This window comes from Kribbella hippodromi (assembly GCF_039531045.1).
GTDB classification, from domain to species: Bacteria; Actinomycetota; Actinomycetes; order Propionibacteriales; family Kribbellaceae; genus Kribbella; species Kribbella hippodromi.
Genome location: NZ_BAAAPH010000017.1, coordinates 58128 through 73351 on the forward strand (window position 1 = coordinate 58128; position 15224 = coordinate 73351).

At 67.4% G+C, this 15224-nt stretch carries 13 protein-coding genes; 11 read left to right on the forward strand and 2 right to left on the reverse strand.

Annotated features, from left to right (window positions below; translation table 11 throughout):
• Nucleotides 1-49: 49 nt before the first annotated feature.
• The 6 genes from ABD260_RS24815 to ABD260_RS24840 are packed head-to-tail and all read left to right on the forward strand — an operon-like array spanning nucleotide 50 to nucleotide 5464.
• A complete protein-coding gene (locus tag ABD260_RS24815; protein ID WP_344236865.1) occupies nucleotides 50-1141 on the forward strand; it encodes a TIGR03364 family FAD-dependent oxidoreductase in 1092 nt (363 codons plus the stop codon).
• Entirely contained in the window at nucleotides 1138-1818 is a 681-nt protein-coding gene (locus ABD260_RS24820) for a phosphonatase-like hydrolase (protein WP_344236867.1), read from the forward strand. Before ABD260_RS24815 ends, ABD260_RS24820 begins: the two co-directional genes overlap by 4 nt.
• Nucleotides 1815-2840 (forward strand): 2-aminoethylphosphonate ABC transporter substrate-binding protein, encoded by a 1026-nt coding sequence (locus ABD260_RS24825; RefSeq protein WP_344236869.1) that lies wholly within the window; start codon nucleotides 1815-1817, stop codon nucleotides 2838-2840. Before ABD260_RS24820 ends, ABD260_RS24825 begins: the two co-directional genes overlap by 4 nt.
• Nucleotides 2837-3874, forward strand: coding sequence for an ABC transporter ATP-binding protein (locus ABD260_RS24830; protein ID WP_344236871.1), 1038 nt, complete (start codon nucleotides 2837-2839; stop codon nucleotides 3872-3874). The genes ABD260_RS24825 and ABD260_RS24830 overlap by 4 nt, the downstream gene beginning before the upstream one ends.
• On the forward strand, nucleotides 3874-4689 hold the full coding sequence (locus ABD260_RS24835; RefSeq protein ID WP_344236873.1) for a 2-aminoethylphosphonate ABC transporter permease subunit: 816 nt from the start codon (nucleotides 3874-3876) through the stop codon (nucleotides 4687-4689). Before ABD260_RS24830 ends, ABD260_RS24835 begins: the two co-directional genes overlap by 1 nt.
• Nucleotides 4673-5464, forward strand: a complete 792-nt coding sequence (locus ABD260_RS24840; RefSeq protein ID WP_344236875.1) for an ABC transporter permease — start codon at nucleotides 4673-4675, stop codon at nucleotides 5462-5464. The genes ABD260_RS24835 and ABD260_RS24840 overlap by 17 nt, the downstream gene beginning before the upstream one ends.
• Here the strand turns inward: ABD260_RS24840 and ABD260_RS24845 are convergent.
• Nucleotides 5461-6525 carry a class I SAM-dependent methyltransferase gene (locus ABD260_RS24845; RefSeq protein ID WP_344236877.1) on the reverse strand — a complete coding sequence of 355 codons (1065 nt, stop codon included), beginning with the start codon at nucleotides 6523-6525 and terminating at the stop codon, nucleotides 5461-5463. The genes ABD260_RS24840 and ABD260_RS24845 overlap by 4 nt on opposite strands.
• Before the next feature lie 92 nt (nucleotides 6526-6617).
• On the opposite strand from ABD260_RS24845, the gene ABD260_RS24850 reads away from it, so the two are divergent.
• From ABD260_RS24850 to ABD260_RS24865, 4 genes are all read left to right on the forward strand, one after another.
• Nucleotides 6618-9449 (forward strand): helix-turn-helix transcriptional regulator, encoded by a 2832-nt coding sequence (locus ABD260_RS24850; RefSeq protein WP_344236879.1) that lies wholly within the window; start codon nucleotides 6618-6620, stop codon nucleotides 9447-9449.
• A gap of 9 nt (nucleotides 9450-9458) precedes the next feature.
• Entirely contained in the window at nucleotides 9459-10700 is a 1242-nt protein-coding gene (locus tag ABD260_RS24855; RefSeq protein ID WP_344236881.1) for a cytochrome P450 family protein, read from the forward strand.
• Between the two features lie 147 nt (nucleotides 10701-10847).
• Nucleotides 10848-11477, forward strand: a complete 630-nt coding sequence (locus tag ABD260_RS24860) for a DedA family protein (protein ID WP_344236883.1) — start codon at nucleotides 10848-10850, stop codon at nucleotides 11475-11477.
• A gap of 95 nt (nucleotides 11478-11572) precedes the next feature.
• On the forward strand, nucleotides 11573-12820 hold the full coding sequence (locus ABD260_RS24865) for a polysaccharide deacetylase family protein (RefSeq protein WP_344236885.1): 1248 nt from the start codon (nucleotides 11573-11575) through the stop codon (nucleotides 12818-12820).
• Between the two features lie 70 nt (nucleotides 12821-12890).
• On the opposite strand, the gene ABD260_RS24870 is transcribed toward ABD260_RS24865, so the two are convergent.
• Entirely contained in the window at nucleotides 12891-13715 is an 825-nt protein-coding gene (locus ABD260_RS24870; protein WP_344236887.1) for an acyltransferase domain-containing protein, read from the reverse strand.
• A 412-nt stretch (nucleotides 13716-14127) separates the two neighbouring features.
• On the opposite strand from ABD260_RS24870, the gene ABD260_RS24875 reads away from it, so the two are divergent.
• Nucleotides 14128-15207 carry an AraC family transcriptional regulator gene (locus ABD260_RS24875; RefSeq protein ID WP_344237123.1) on the forward strand — a complete coding sequence of 360 codons (1080 nt, stop codon included), beginning with the start codon at nucleotides 14128-14130 and terminating at the stop codon, nucleotides 15205-15207.
• Nucleotides 15208-15224: the final 17 nt, after the last annotated feature.

Sequence of the window (15224 nt, forward strand, 5' to 3'; positions counted from 1 at the left end):
CGCGCTTCATTGGTCCGGACCAATCTTGGTGCGGACGAGAGGAGCGGTTGTGCGGGTGGTTGTGGTGGGCGGTGGCGTACTGGGTACGTTCCACGCCTGGGAAGCGGTGCAGCGTGGGTACGAGGTACTGCAGCTTGAGCGTGAGCCGGAGGCCCGTGGGGCGAGTGTGCGGAACTTCGGGCTGGTCTGGGTCAGCGGTCGCGCCGACGGCGCCGAGATCGAGCTCGCGCAGCGGGCCCGGGATCTGTGGGCCGACGTGCCGGGGATCGGCGTCCGCACGGCAGGATCGTTGACAATCTGCCGCACCGAGGCCGAGCTGAGCATCGCGAAGGAAGCCCCCGCCCGGCCGGATGCGAAGGAGCGCGGGTTTCAGGTGCTCGACGCGGAGCAGACCCGGGCTCGCAACCCAGCGTTGCGGGGTGAGCTACTGGGCGCGCTGTGGTGTGCGCGAGACGCGATCGTCGAGCCCCGCGAGGTACTGCCGGCGCTCCGGGCCGAGCTGCTGAAGTCCGGCCGCTACCAGTTCGTCGGAGGACGGGAAGTGCGCAACGTCGCCACCGGTCGCGTCATCGACGACCACGGCGACACCCACGCGGGCGACCTCGTATTCCTGTGTACGGGCGCGTGGCACGCCGGCCTGATCCGCGAGCTCACCGATGATCTTCCGGTCCGCCGCGTCCGCCTGCAGATGATGCAGACCGCACCACTCGGCGACACCCTCACCACAGCGGTCGCCGACGCGGACAGTTTCCGGTACTACCCGGCGTACGACGGCCCGGCGCTGAACGGTCTCGGCAAGCAGGCCCCGATCGCGGAAGCGCACAAGATGCAACTGCTGATGGTGCAGCGTACGCACGGTGGGCTGACCATTGGCGACACCCACGAGTACGAAGAACCGTTCACGTTCGACGTCCACAGCGATCCGTACGACTACCTGCGCGCCACCGTCGAGAGCATCCTCGGCCGCGAACTGCCCGCGATCACGCGGCGCTGGGCGGGTGTCTATTCACAGGCAACCAGTGATGAGGTGATCGTCCGCCGACAGGTCGCCGACGGCGTACACCTGATCACGGGTCCGGGCGGCCGCGGTATGACGATGGCGCCGGCAATCGCCGAGGAGAGCTTCGGGGGTGTTTCATGATTCAGCTGGCTGTGCTGGACATGGCGGGGACGACGGTCGCCGACGACGGGCTGGTCGAGCGGGCCTTCACCGCCGCGATCGGTGCCCAGGGCATCAATCCCGGGACGCAGCAGTACGAGGAGATGATCGCCCACGTACGCGCCACCATGGGCGAATCGAAGATCACTGTCTTCCGCGCACTGCTCGGCGCTGAAACCGCTGCCCAGCAGGCCAACGCGGCGTTCGAGGCGGCGTACGGTGAGCTCGTCGACGATGGTTTGCGCCCGATCGACGGTGCCGAGGACGCGATCCGGCAACTGCAACGTGAAGGCATCAAGGTCTGTCTCACGACCGGGTTCTCCGAGACCACGCAGCACCGGATTCTGACCGCTCTCGGCTGGCAGCGGCTGGCCGATCTCACTCTCTGTCCGGCGCAGGCGGGCCGCGGCAGACCGTACCCGGACATGGTGCTGAAGGCGCTGATCGAGCTGCGCGCCGACGGCGTACGGAACGTGGCCGTGGCCGGGGACACCGCCTATGACATGACGACCGGGATTCGGGCCGGTGCCGGGATCGTGGCCGGCGTCCTGACCGGTGCCCACGGCAAGCAACAGCTGACTGCCGCGGGAGCTACGCACGTCCTCGAGTCGGTCCGGGAGCTGCCCGGCCTGCTCCTCGATCGAAGGCTGGAGAAGTGAAGGCACTCAAGACTCTGCTCAGCGCCGCCCTATTACTCACCGCTGCCACAGCCTGTGGTGGCACCGGCGCCGCGTCGACCGTTGACGGCGGCAACAAAACCGTGACCGTCTACACCGCGGACGGCCTGGCGGACTGGTACAAGACCCGGTTCGACGCGTTCACCCAGCAGACCGGGATCAAGGTACAGACAGTCGAGGCCGGTTCGGGCGAAGTGGTTTCCCGGCTGCAAAAGGAGAAGTCGAACTCGCAGGCCGATGTCGTCGTGACGTTGCCGCCGTTCATTCAGAAGGCATCGAAGGACGGTTTGCTGCAGAAGTACTCCGTACCCGGCAGTGATCGGGTCAAGGGCGTCAAGGCTGACGATTATGTCGCCGTCGTCGACAACTACTTGTGCTTCATCGCGAATCAGCAGGCCGGTACGCCGAAAACGTTCGACGACCTGCTCGACCCGAAGTTCAAGGGCAAACTGCAGTACTCCACGCCCGGTCAGGCCGGTGACGGTACGGCGGTGCTGCTGCTCCTTCAGCATCTGCTCGGAAAAGACGGTGCTCTCGACTACCTGAAGAAACTCGAGGCGAACAACGTCGGCCCGTCGGCGTCGACCGGCAAACTGCAGCCGAAGGTCAGTAAGGGCGAATTGCTGGTCGCGAACGGTGATGTGCAGATGAATGCCGCGTCGATCGCCAACGACAAGTCGGCGTTCAGCATCTTCTTCCCGGCGACAAAGGACGGTAAGCAGACCACGCTGGCGCTGCCGTACGTGATGGGTCTTGGCGCCGGTGCGCCGAACGCCGATGGCGGCAAGAAGCTGATGGAGTACCTGCTCTCGACCGACGCGCAGCAGACCGTTTCGAAGGACGCGTTCGGGCTTCCGGCGCGGGACGACGTCAAGCCGGCCGACGCGAACTTCCAGACCGTCGAGAAGGCGACCCAGGGTGTGGAGGTCTGGCAGCCCGATTGGTCCGCGGTGCTGACCGAGCTGGACGCGGACGTCGCGGCGTACACGAAGGCTGTGGGATGACCGTTCAGCTCGAGGACGTGACGGTCAACTTCGGCCGTACGTGCGCGCTGGAAGGGTTCGACCTGAGCGTCGCGGCCGGTGAGACGGTCGCGCTGCTCGGGCCGTCCGGGTCCGGGAAGTCGACCGCGCTGAAGGCGGTGGCCGGGTTCGTCCGGCCGTCGAGGGGCCGGATCCGGCTGGCCGGCCGGGACGTCACGGACCTTCCGCCGGCGAAGCGGGGGATCGGGGTGGTGGTCCAGCAGTACGCATTGTTTCCGCATCTGCGGGTCGCCGAGAACGTCGGCTTTGGGCTGAAGGCGGCGCGGCGGCCCAAGGCCGAGGTGGCCAAGCGAGTGGCTGAGATGCTCGAGATGGTTGGTATGACGGCGTACGCGCGGCGGTTTCCGCGGGAGCTTTCCGGCGGGCAGCAGCAACGGGTGGCGATTGCGCGGGCGCTGGCGATCCAGCCGCCGGTACTTTTGCTGGACGAGCCGCTCGCCGCGCTGGATGCACAATTGCGGGCCGACATGCTCGGCGAATTGCAGAAGCTGCGCCGCGAGGTGCCGGACATCGCGATTGTGTACGTGACGCATGATCAATCGGAGGCGCTCGCCCTTGCGGACCGGATCGCGGTGATGCGGGACGCGCGGCTGGTGGATGTGGCACCGTCCGCCGAGCTGTACGAAAAGCCGCCGTCGGCCTTCACCGCGGCCTTTCTTGGCGGAGCCAATCTCCTTCCGGTGGAGCCTTTCGAGGGCGGCGTACGCCTCGCAGGACAGGCGCTTCCGGGATTGCAAGCAGCACCAGGCAACAACCTCCTTTGCATCCGGCCACACGCGATTCGGCTGGACCGGCCAACTGGTGTGCCGGGGCGGGTTGTGGGGATGCAGTGGCGTGGGGCAACTAATCAGCTGATGTGCACGGTTGACGGGTTGGCGGACGTGTCGGTTCGGGTTGATGTCGCTGCGGATCGTGCGGTGCCTGCGCTTGGGACACAGGTGTTGATGGAGTTTCCGGTGGAAGCTTGCAGCCTGGTTCCGGCGGAGCAGAACTGATGGCCGTTGAAGCGCTGGGATCGACCGTTGTGATGAGCAACGACAAGCGGCGGGACGCCAGATGGTTGTGGGTGCTCCCACCGTTGGTGCTGATCGCCGTGCTCGTCGTGTACCCATTGGTGCTGGTGGCAATCGAATCCGTGCCGGCCTGGGGCGACGTGATCGGGTCGTCCGAGTTCCAGGACGCGCTTCTCCGGACCGTGCAGATCGCCGTCAGCTCCACGATCGGATGTCTGCTTGTCGGTACGTTCCTTGCCGTCGTGATCAGCTTTGTACCGTTCCCAGGCGCTCGCCTGGTCGCCGGACTTGTCGACACGATGCTTGCCTTGCCGTCGTTCCTGGTCGCCTTGTCGTTCACCTTCATCTACGGCGCGGCCGGCATCCTCCGTGCGGGTGGATTTCTCACCTCGCCCTGGGCGGTCATACTCGCCGAAATCACCTTCTACACCCCGTTCGTGATGCGCCCGCTTCTCGCCGCGATGAGCAGGATGCCGCGAGCACAACTGGATGTCGCCGCAAGTCTCGGTGCCGGCCCCTGGCGCGTACTGCGGCAAGTTGTTCTACCTGAAGTACGCCCCGCTCTGGTCGCCGGTGGCAGTCTGACCTTGCTGCTGACCCTGAACGAGTTCGGCATCGTGCTGTTTCTCGGCGCGAAAGGCACGACCACCTTGCCGATGCTCGTACACACCAAAGGCATCGTCATGTTCGACTACCCGGGTGCGTGCGTGATCGCCGTCGTCCAGATCGCTCTGTCGCTCGGGCTGTACGCCGTACTGCGAACCGCACTCGGAGGTCGTCGTGCTCGTCTGGACTAAGTCCGGGAAGACAATTGTCTGGATCGCCTTCGCGGTGGTCTTCGGCTTGCTGGTGCTGATGCCGTTTCTGGTGGTGATCGCGGCCGCGTTCGCCGGCTCCTGGAACGGAATGTTGCCGTCAGCACCGACCACCGATCATTTCCGGCAGGCACTGTCCGGCGACGAGCTGGCGTCCTTGTCGGTGAGTCTGCAGACAGCGTTCCTCGGTGGTTTGCTCGCGGTCGGGTTCGGCACCTGGGGCGCGCTGTCGGCCGCGGGCACCCGGTTCGCGCGGGTCGCGGACGCGATGCACCACTTGCCGATCGCCGTACCGTCCGTGGTGGTCGGGCTCGGTCTGCTGGTCGCGTTCTCCCGGCCGCCGATCCTGCTGAACGGCACCCGGTGGATCGTGGTGATCGCGCACCTCGTCCTGATGGTTGCCTTCAGCTACGGAACGGTGGCGGCCGCGATCCAGCGGGTCGATCCCGCGTACGCCGACGTGGCCGCGTCGCTCGGTGCATCGCCCGCCCGGGTGCTCTGGCGCGTACGCCTGCCGATGCTGCTGCCGGCGATCGCCTCCGCGGCCGCGCTGTCGGTGGCCTTGTCGATGGGCGAGGTCGGCGCGACGATCATGGTCTACCCGGCGTCGTGGCGGACGTTGCCGGTCAGCATCTTCGCCCTCACCGACCGCGGCCAGACCTTCACGGCCGCGGCCGAAGCAGTCGTGCTGCTCACGGCCACGGTCGTGCTGGTCCTCGTCCTCGACCGCCTCCGCGGCCGAGCAGTAGAGCGTTAAGGACGGACCTCGAAGACCAGGTTGAACGGGGTCTGGGCGACGGTGCGGAAGCGCGTGAAGCCGGCGGCCTCGGTGACGGCGCGGATGCGGGCCGGGCCGGCTTGGGTTCCGAGCGCGAGGCCTACCGGCTGGGACAGCGACGCCGGGGTGCACAGCAGGGTCGAGAACCCGTAGTACGCCCGGCCGACCGGGTTCAGGTTGTCCTCGACGTGGTCGCCGGCCATCGGCTCGACCAGCATCCAAGTGCCGTCGGACGCCAGCGCATCGCGTACGTGCCGGGCCGCGCCGACCGGGTCGCCCATGTCGTGCAGCGCGTCGAAGGTGGTCACCAGGTCGTACCCGGCTCCACTGAACTCGTCGGCCGGCGCGACCTCGAAGGTCACCCGTCCGCCCAGACCCGCGTCCGCGGCACGGAGCCGCGCCGTTTCGATCGACGGCTGGTGGTAGTCCGAGCCGATGAAGGTCGACCGCGGGAACGCTTCGGCCATCAGGATCGTGGAGGCGCCGTGCCCGCAGCCGATGTCGGCCACCGTCCCACCGCGCTCCAGCCGCGCAACCACGCCATCCAGCGCGGGCAGCCAGCTGGACAGGAGATTGGCGTTGTACGACGGGCGGAAGAACCGCTCACACCCGATGTGCACGTCCGACGTGTGCTCGTGCCACCCGATGCCCGCACCACTACGAGCTGCCTCGATCGTCTGGGTGGTGTGCTGCACCGTACCCAGGGCGATCTGGAAGAACCCTGGCAAGTACGCCGGGCTGCTCGGATCGGTCAGAGCCACAGTCTGCTCTGGCGGCAACGTGTAGCGGCCAGTATCAGCGTCGTACTCGACGAAACCACCTGCTGCCTGGGCGTTCAGCCACTCGCGGGTGTAGTGCTCGTCGGTACCAGTGCGTTCTGCCAGCTCGGGTGCTGTGGCCGGACCGTGGTCGGCCAGCGCCTGGTAGTAGCCGAGCCGGTCGCCCATCACGACCAGCGCGGCGTTGAGTGTCGCTCCGACCTCGTCCACCGCCCGGTACACCAGACCCATCAGCTTGTCGCTGTCGATGGCAACAGTCATGATTTCCTCCCCTAGTGGTCTCTTACGGCCGAACCTAGGTACGGGTGGTTGGCCATCGCATCAGGTGGGTCACCTGGTGCACACTGCGAGACATGCTGATCGGGCGGGCCGCGGAGCGCCGGGTGATCGAGCAACTGATCGCGGGGGCACGCGTCGGAGCCGCCGGCGTACTGCTCGTCACCGGCGAACCCGGCATCGGCAAGACCACCCTGCTAGACGAGGCCGCCGCGCTGGCAACCGGACTGCATGTCCTCCGGGCCCGTGGCACCGAAGCCGAACGAGAACTCCCGTTCGGTGCCCTGCTCCAGCTACTACGGCCAGCACTGCCGCACCTCAGCCGCATCCCCTCGGCTCAGCAATCCGCCCTGTCGTCCGCTCTAGCTCTCGGCTCCGCAACTGGTGCGGGAGGTGCTGATCGGTTTGGTGTCGGTGCGGCGACGCTGAGTTTGTTGTGCCGGTACGCCGAGGATGCGCCGCTCGTACTGATCATCGACGACGCGCACCAGCTGGACCGGCCTTCCGCCGAAGCACTGCTCTTCGCGGCGCGACGGTTGGTGGCTGATCCGATCGTCATGCTGATCTCCGTACGCGCCAACGAACCGCATCCGTTCGAGGCGGACCTGCCGCAACTGCAGCTGGGAGGGATACCGCTGGAGGCGGCGCGGCAGCTGATGTGGCAGTTGCCGGGTGAGCTGGTCGAGCAGCTGCACCGGAGCGTCGCAGGTAACCCGCTGGCGCTTCTGGAGCTGGCAGACGACCCGGACCGCCTGCAGCGGGTGCCTCCTGGTGTACCGCTTCCTGTCCCGACGATGCTCGCCGAGGGGTTCGCTGCCCGGGCAAGCCAGCTGACCCCGGATGCGCGTGCCGCACTGCTGGTGGCTGCCATTGACGAGTGTGAGCTCGGTGCGGTGACCAGGGTGTGCGAGGAGCTCGGTGTCGACGTTGCCGCGTTGGCGGAGGCCGAGGCGGTTGGGCTGATCGCGGTTCGCGACGGTGAAGTGCTGTTCCGGCATCCGCTGGTCCGGTCCGCGATCTACACGACGGCTGCGCCTGCAGAGCGGCGTACTGCACATGCTGCTGTGGCCCGGACGACGCCGGACCCGGACAGGCGTGCCTGGCACCTGTCCGAGGCTGTTCTGGGAGCTGATGACGAGGTGGCGGCCGGACTGGTTGTTGCGGCTGAGCATGCGGCGGCACGGGGTGCGCATGCGGTGGCGGCGACGGCGTACGAGCGGGCTGGGCGGCTGAGTCAAGGGCCGCAGGATCGTGCTCGCCGGCTGGTTGCCGCTGGTGCTGCTGCCTGGTCAGCTGGGCTGCCCGAGCGGGCGCAGGCGCTCCTGGACGACGCACTGGCGTTGCAGCCGCCCGTAGAGGTTGGTCTGTGGGCGCAGGAGATCCGGGGTGACATCGAGGTCAAGTGCGGTTCGCCGCGTCGTGCGCGCGACCTCCTGGTCGCTGCCGCGGCTGACTGCGACGATCCGGATGTCGCCACGGGGCTGCTCGCCGACGCGGTCGGAGCGTGCTTCCGGATGTGTGACACGGCCGCCGGGCTGGAGGCCGCGTACGAGCTGGACCGTCTGCTCCCGGACGTCCAGCGCCCCGGTCTGCGCGTGGTCGGCCTGCTGGCCGGCGGAGTAGCCAAGATCCTCGCCGGCCACGGCGGCCCCACCCAGCTACACGAAGCAATCGCCCTCGCTACTCCCGACCAGCCGAACGGGGCGGTCGCCCGCGCCACATCCGACCAGTTGAGCGGGGGCGCCCTCGCCACACCCGACCAGTTGAGCGGGGCGGTCGCCCGCGCCTCACTTGACCAGTCTGGTGGTGCCGCCCTCTCCGCTCAGCTTGGGCGGGACAGTCGGTGGGAGCTGTGGGTACTGCTGGGGGCGTTGTGTTTGCGGGAGGCCGGGCCCCGGCGGACGTTGCGGCAGCAGGCGATGCTTGATCGGCCTGGGCAGGTTGCGATGGCGTCCTTGCCGGAGCTGCTGTTCGTAGTAGGCCGTGACGACGCGACAACCGATCGGTGGGCTGACGCGGAGGCGTCCTACGACGAAGCGATCCACTTAGCACGGGAGACCGGGCAAACCGCCGTACTGGCAATGAACCTGGCGGGAATGGCATGGCTGTGGTCCCACCAGGGGAGAGCCGAGTGTCAGGAGCTCGCGGCGGAGTGTCTGCGCATCTGCACTGATCGCGAGATCCGCCTCGGCACAGTGTGGTCGCTGTTCGCCCTGGGAGACCTGGAACTCGGACGGGGCGATCCAGTATCGGCGCTGCCACAGTACGAGCACCTGGTCGACGTACTGGCCGAGTACGGCATCAGGGACCCGGACCTGTCACCAGTGCCTGAGCTGGTTGAGGTCTACGTACGGATGGGTCGCGTGGACGACGCCCAGCGCGTAGCGCAGCAGCACTTCGAGCTGGCGGCAGCGAAAGGGCAGCCGTGGTCGCTGGCACGGGCAGCGCGGGCACGTGGGGTAGCCGGTGACAGCGAACAGGACTTCCTGCTGGCACTGCACCACCATGAAGAAACACTGGACGTTTTCGAACTGGCCCGGACCAGGCTGGCGTACGGGGCGTGGCTGCGACGTGTACGGCGACGTGTGGATGCCCGTACGCAGCTCCGGCTCGCAGTGGAAGGATTCGATGCGCTAGGTGCACCTGGTTGGGCTGACCAGGCCGCGGCTGAGCTCAAAGCCACTGGAGAGACAGCGCGGCGCCGCGTACCGAGTACAGCGGATGAACTGACGCCGCAGGAGCGACAGATCGCCTTGCTGCTCGTGGACGGGCGGAGCATCCGGGAGACCGCGGCACGGCTGTTCCTGAGTCCCAAGACCGTGGAGTACCACCTGCGCAAGGTCTACGCGAAGCTGGGGATCCACTCGCGTACTGAGTTGGCCGGCCATCTAGGCACTACTCGAACGTAGGCTGGCTGGATGAGGCAGCCGTTCACGGAAACGAGTGGGATCGCCCGGCACTGGGGCTTCGAGGACCTTGCAGCCAACGGGCCTGTTCAGCGGCTCACGCTGTTCACAGGTGTTCCGGTTTGCTTGATCACTGGGTACGCGGAGACCCGTGAGTTGCTGGCCCACCCGGACGTAGTGCGGTCGCCACTGGAAGGGCCGCACCGGGACACCGTGATGGATGACCTGATCGCCCGCACCGAACAGCACATGCTCGGTGCCAACCCGCCGGACCACACGCGGCTCCGCAAGCTGGTCACGGCGGCCTTCACTCGCCGCCGGATCGACGCGATGGAACCACGCATCCGCGAGATAGCCACCGAACTGCTCGACCAGCTGAGCGGGGCGTCCGGGACGGCGGTCGAGGCAGGCGGGGCGTCCGGGGCGGGGGACCAGGCGGGCGGCCGGGCCGGGGCGGTCGATCTTGTGGATGCGTACAGCTATCCGCTGCCGATCACCGTGATCTGCGAGTTGATCGGGATTCCGGCGATTCGGCGGGCGGAGTTCCGGCGGTGGTCGTCGGTGATCGTGAACGCGGCCGTGCACACCGCGGAGGAGTACGTGGAAGCGGCCACGTTGATGCTCGACTGTGTCCACGATCTGATTGTCGACAAACAACAATCGCCGAGCGACGATCTGCTCTCCGGCCTGATCCAGGCCCGTGACGGCGGCGACCGGCTCAGCGAGGACGAACTCACCTCGATGGTCTTCCTGCTGCTCGCGGCCGGCCATGAAACCACGGTCAGCCTGATCACCAACGGCGTCCACGCGCTGCTCCGGCATCCCGAGCAGCTCGAGTTGCTGAAGGCGGAGCCGGAGCGGTTGCCGGCCGCGGTGGAGGAGTTGCTCAGGTACGACGGTCCGCTGCAGGCCGCCATCCCGTACCTGACCCAGGCACCGATCGACATCGCCGGGCAACGGATCGCCGCCGGTGAGGTGATCGTGTTCGCGCTGCTCCCGGCGAACCGGGACATCCGGAAGGTCGAACGGCCGGACGAACTGGACATCACCCGGGACGATGCCGCGCACCTCGCGTTCGGGCACGGAATCCACCACTGCCTCGGCGCGCCACTGGCCCGCCTCGAGGGCCGAATCGCGCTCGAGCTGCTGTTCGAGCGCTTCCCGAACATCCGCCTGGCCGACCCCACCCAGGACCCACCCCGAACCCCCAGCCTCCTGATGAACGCCATCCGCGAACTCCCAGTCCACCTCTAACCAAAGCAAACGCTCCGCTTGGGCCATGACTGGTGCTGCAGCTACGCCCGCTGCCGGTGGACGTGCGGTGTGAACGAGTGGTGAAGCGGGGGTGAATCACGGCGGTGGGATTACAGCCTGGTTGGTCCGGGATGGCATTCTTTCTGCGTGGCGGAGTTGATGGAGGTTGCGCGGCATCTGTTGGGCGTCGCGATGGCTTCGCATTGGCTGCTGCTGATCTTGTTTGTGGCCGCGGCGGTTGACGCGGTGTTTCCGGTGGTGCCGAGCGAGGGCATGGTGATTACCGCCGGGATGGCGGCTGCCGCCGGGCATCAGAATCTGCTGCTGGTGATCGCGGTCGCGATGGCCGGATCGGTGATCGGTGAGTCGGCCTGCTACTTCCTCGGCCGCGGGTCCGGGCCGGTGCTGCATCGGTGGATGAAGCGGCAGGAGCGCCGTCAGCAGCTGTACGACAAGGTCGCGACGGCGCTGCATGCGCGCGGCGGGCTGATTCTGATGACGGTGCGGTACATCCCCGGCGCCCGGATGGTGGCGACGCTGACGGCGGGCGCTACCCGTTACTCGTTCAAGAAGTTCCTGGTGTTCACGTTCTTCGGCGTGACGATCGCGTACACGTACGTGGCTTTGCTCGGGTATCTGGGTGGGGACGCCTTCGCGCACGATCAGTTGCTGGGGCTCGCGTTCAGTTTGGGGCTGGCGGCGGTGATCGGCCTGGTGATCGAGACCACCCGCCGGATCGCGGTCAAGCGCCGCACCGCAAAACTCCCAGCCGCCTGAATATCACAGCCGTTTAACGATCGCCGCCTCGGTTTGCCCGCGCGGGCGTGTTCCGGACCAACCTTCGGGTGATTCCGTGCGTCAGTAGGTAGGTGGTGAGGCCAGGGGTGAACCTCGCGGCCGCCGCGTTGGTCGGCGCGGCGGTGCTGGCCGGATGTGCCGACGTAGCGCCGTCCGGCGCTCCCACTCCGGGCAAATCCGGCACCTCAGCGGGCAAACCCAGTGACTCGAAGCCGAGCACCCCGCCCGCGAAACCCACGCCCTCCGGTCCATCGTCGACAACCCCATCGTCGACAATCCCCTCGCCAACGACATCGTCGACAATCCCATCGCCGACAACGCCCGCACCCACAGCGCCGGGTACGGGTTTGCCGGCCGCCGCGCCGGTGACCAGGAGCTTCCCGAGCCGGTTGCCGAACGGGAAACCGCCGCTCTTCGTCGTCGTCTCCTTCGACGGCGCCGGCGACCTCGCGCTCTGGGCTCGCTGGCGGGCCGTCGCGAAGCAGGTCAACGCGCGGATGACGTTCTTCCTCTCCGGTCCGTACCTGTACCCGGAGGACCACCGCACCGACTACAAACCGCCGTTCCACAAACCCGGCGCCTCCGAGATCGGCTGGGGCGACACCGCGAACGTCCTGGCCCGGACCACCGTGCTGCGCGAGGCGATCGCCGAAGGACAGGAGATCGGTACGCACGCCAACGGCCACTTCTGCGGCGCCAGCGGGATCGGGAAGTGGACGACCGCGCAATGGACCGCCGAGCTGAACGCGTTCGACCACATGGTCCGTACCGGCCCGACCTTGGCCGCCGGGAAGACCGTCGCGCCGCCGTTCGACCCGTCGACCGTCAAGGGCATGCGTACGCCGTGCCTGGAGGGCAACCGCGCCGCGTACCGGCTGGCGATGGCGAAGCGCGGGATGCTGTACGACGCGTCCGCGCCCGGGTACATCGCCTGGCCGAAGAAGGTCAACGGCCTGTGGAACTTCCCGCTCGAGTCGGTGACGCTGGCCGGCACCAGCAAGAAGACGCTGACGATGGACTACAACCTCTGGTACGCCCAGACCCAGGCCCGCAAAGCACCGATCGCCCAGGCGCCGGCGCTGCGGGCACAGGTCCTCGCGACGTACCGCGCCGCACTGGCCCAGTCGCGGGCCGGTGGGAACCCGCCGCTGTTCCTCGGCAACCACTTCAACCGCTGGAACAACAGCGTCTACTCGGATGCGCTGACCGACTTCGTCAAGCAGACGTGTACGCAGCCGGATGTGCGCTGCGTGTCCAACATGGAGCTGGCGAGCTGGCTGGCGAAGAACGGCGTGCCGAGCGGTCACAACCGCCCGTCCTAACTGCCCGGCCCCAACCGTTCTAGCCCCCACCGCCCTAGCCTCAGCCGGCGGTCCAGGTCGCGGCCGCTCGTCAGAGCTTCAGGTAGCCGTACGCGCTCTGCCAGGTGCCGCCGTCCTTGATCCGGCCGACGACCAGGCGCTGCAGCCGGGTGTCCTGCGGAAGCTCGTCGAGCCGGTCCAGACCGTGCGTCCGGAAGGTGAAGAAGATCGCGCTGTCCTGGCTGTCGTTCGGCGTCCCGTACGGCGTGAACCGGCGGCCGAAGCGCACCATGTTCGAGTCCTGCGGCAAGTTGTCCAGCAGGTACGGGTCGAGCAGCCACGACCACAGGTTCGCCGTCCGCACCGGGAACTCCGGGAAGTACCGCGGGAAGAACTCACGAGCCTGCGCCAAGCTGTCGTCGACCAGCTCGTCGGTCAGCGGACCGGTCTCCGGGATGTGTACGCCGATGATCCACTCGCCGGTCTCCGTACCAGGCACCGGACGCTCCTCGGTCACCTGGTGCAGCAGGTACTGCAGGCGGCCGAGCGCGTAGATCTGGCCGACCCAGTGGATGGTCATCCACCAGTGCGTCTCCAGGCCGTAGCTCCCGTGCGTACGCCGATTGACCTTGATCTGCTGGCCGAGGTCGGCCAGCGTCGCCCAGCTGATGTCGTCCGGAATCCCGCGCTCGGCGTGGAACCGCCGGATGTCCGGCACGGTCTCCAGGAACGCCTGGATCGAGTCCCGCGGGTCTTCCGGCATCTGGAACTGCGGCTCGCTTCCGAGCTTCCCCACCGACGCCCGGATCTGCTCGACCAGCCCCCGCACCGCCACCGGATCCGCCCGGTACGCCTCCGCATCCTCCCGGTCCTCGTCGGCAAACCCCAACAGGCGATACACCTCAACACTCGTCACTCATCAACGGTAACCGATTCCCCCGACGCCAGAGACTTACGATTCGTCCTGTGAACCATCACCACTTTCCCAGTGCCGAAAGGAACGCGGAGGGTGGTTGAGCAGACCGCGAGCCATCAGCCGTTCCCGGTACCGGAAGGTGGTTGAGCACGCCGTGAGCTATCAGCTGTTCCACGTGCCGGAACGACTGCGGGGGTGTCTCGATGGGATTCGTCAAGCGGCTGCTGGGGCGGGGTGTTGAGTGTCCCAAACCGGTTTGGGGAGGGTGGGTGTGTGGAGCGGGGTGCGTTGTACTCCTGGAATGGGCTACTGGGTGCCCCAAACCGGTTTGGGGGTGAGCGGGCTGTGAGCTGTCAGGCGTTCCCGGTGCCGGAAGGTGGTTGAGCGGGCTGTGGGTTATCAGCGGTTTCCGGTGGCGGGGCGGTTGCGGGGGGTGGTTGAGCATGTGTGGTTGGTGGAGTCGGGGGTGCTTGTCGAGGAGCGGCGGGAGATCCTGATTCCGAATGGGCGGCCGGGGCTGGCGGTGGCGTTGGGGGATGCGGGTACGCGGCATGATCCGGTGCGGGGGATCGAGTGGGTGAACACGGCGTCGGTGTTCGGGGTGATGACGCGGCCGCAGGTGATCGGGCAGGTGGGGAGGTCCAGCTATGCGGGCGTGGAGTTCACGCCGTGGGGGCTGGGGGCGTGCGGTTTGCCCGCGTTGGTGGATGAGGTGCTGCCGATCGCAGAGTGGGTTGGCGCGGAGGCTCTGGCCGAGCTCGTGGGGGAGTTGCGAGCGGAGGCCTTCGGCGAGGCGAGAGCCGGCCGACTGACCAACTTCCTCACAAACCACCTGAAGACAACCGGTCCGGCAACCGGTTCGGCAACCGGCACGGCAACCGGCACGGCAACCGGTTCGGCAACCGGTGCGGCAACCGGCACGACAACCGGCACGACAATCGGCACGACAACCGGCACGGCAACCGGCACGACAACCGGCACGACAACCGGCACGACGACCGGCACGACGATCGGTGCGGCAACCGGTGCGACGGCCGGTGCGACGGCCGGTTCGGCATCCGGCACGACGATCGGTGCGACGGCTGGTGCGACGATCGGTTCGGTTGGTAGGGGCGGGTTGGGTGGGTTTGTGCCGGAGGTGGTTGGTGAGGCGGTGCGGGTGGTTGATGAGTTGCGGGGGCGGGTCGCGGTGGCCGAAGTCGTCGCGGCGTGTGGGACCTCGTACAGCACGTTGTATCGGGTGTTCAAGAAGTGCGTCGGGATCGGGCCGAAGCAGTACGCCGAGATCATCCGGTTCTACGACTTCGTCGGCGGACTGCTCGGCGGGCCAGCCGATGCGGCAGCGATCCTCGCGGCCTTGCACGGCTACTACGACCAGGCCCACGCGGCCCGCGACTTCAAACGCTACACAGGGGTGTCCGCGTCGGACTTCGTCGCGGTACGGGACGGGATCGCCGCGCTGATGCATGGAAGATCCGTCCAAGACGAATAGCCCCCGAAACCAGCAGG

Bases quoted from the DNA above. Each gene is read 5' to 3' on its own strand.
- ABD260_RS24820 (WP_344236867.1), top strand. From the start codon at position 1,138: ATGATTCAGCTGGCTGTGCTGGACATGGCGGGGACGACGGTCGCCGAC.
- ABD260_RS24830 (WP_344236871.1), top strand. From the start codon at position 2,837: ATGACCGTTCAGCTCGAGGACGTGACGGTCAACTTCGGCCGTACGTGC.
- ABD260_RS24835 (WP_344236873.1), top strand. From the start codon at position 3,874: ATGGCCGTTGAAGCGCTGGGATCGACCGTTGTGATGAGCAACGACAAG.
- ABD260_RS24845 (WP_344236877.1), bottom strand. From the start codon at position 6,525: ATGACTGTTGCCATCGACAGCGACAAGCTGATGGGTCTGGTGTACCGG.
- ABD260_RS24850 (WP_344236879.1), top strand. From the start codon at position 6,618: ATGCTGATCGGGCGGGCCGCGGAGCGCCGGGTGATCGAGCAACTGATC.
- ABD260_RS24855 (WP_344236881.1), top strand. From the start codon at position 9,459: ATGAGGCAGCCGTTCACGGAAACGAGTGGGATCGCCCGGCACTGGGGC.